This is a genomic window from Oleiphilus sp. HI0086 (assembly GCF_001635225.1).
In genome coordinates this window covers 1-825 of record NZ_LWFZ01000057.1, presented here as the reverse complement: position 1 = coordinate 825, position 825 = coordinate 1, and the positions used below count along the sequence as shown (strand labels likewise).

Genomic DNA, 825 nt, shown 5'->3' with positions numbered 1-825 from the left:
ATATTCTGATTTGCTATTGCCCGGCGCACAGTCTTCGATCAAACTTTTAGTTTTTCTTATAGGTAAATTCAATGGACATTAAAGGTACACCCGCAATTGTAACTGACGGTGCATCAGGTCTTGGAAAAGGCACTGCACTCTATCTTGCAAGTTACGGCGCCAAGGTCGCGATTCTTGACTTACAAATCGAAAAAGCGCAAACCCTTGCTGAAGAAATAGGTGGCATTGCAATTGAATGCGATGTAACAAGTGCTGAAAGCGTTGAAGCAGCTATCAATAAAGCACGCGAAACTCACGGGCCCTGCGGTATAGCTGTTAACTGCGCCGGCATTGGCAGTCCAGGACGTATTCTTGGGCGTGACGGCCCAATGTCTTTAGACTTTTTTAATACCGTAATTCAAGTAAACCTTGTTGGCTCATTTAATGTACTAAGGCTGGCGGCAGCAGACATGCAAAGCCGAGAAGAAAACGCAGACGGTGAGCGAGGCGTAATCATTTCAACAGCCTCAGTAGCGGCTTATGAAGGTCAAATTGGTCAAGCTGCCTATTCTGCCTCGAAGGGAGGGATCGTATCAATGACCCTTCCCGCTGCACGTGAGCTCGCAAAGTTTGGCATTCGCGTATTAGCGATCGCACCCGGCCTCTTCCTAACGCCTATGATGGAATCATTTTCTCAAGAAGTACAAGACAGCCTTGCTGCAACATTACCCTTTCCATCTAGACTAGGTAAACCCGATGAGTTTGGTAGGCTAGTGCGTGATATTGTTGAGAACCCAATACTTAACGGTGAAGTGATACGTATTGATTCCGCTGTCCGTTTGGCAG

Annotated in this window: 1 protein-coding gene; it reads left to right on the top strand. The window is 46.8% G+C overall.

What is annotated here, in order from left to right:
* Window positions 1–71 precede the first annotated feature (71 nt).
* Window positions 72–825 (top strand): SDR family NAD(P)-dependent oxidoreductase (locus A3756_RS00870; protein ID WP_068552661.1); only part of this gene is annotated, 754 nt, incomplete at its 3' end.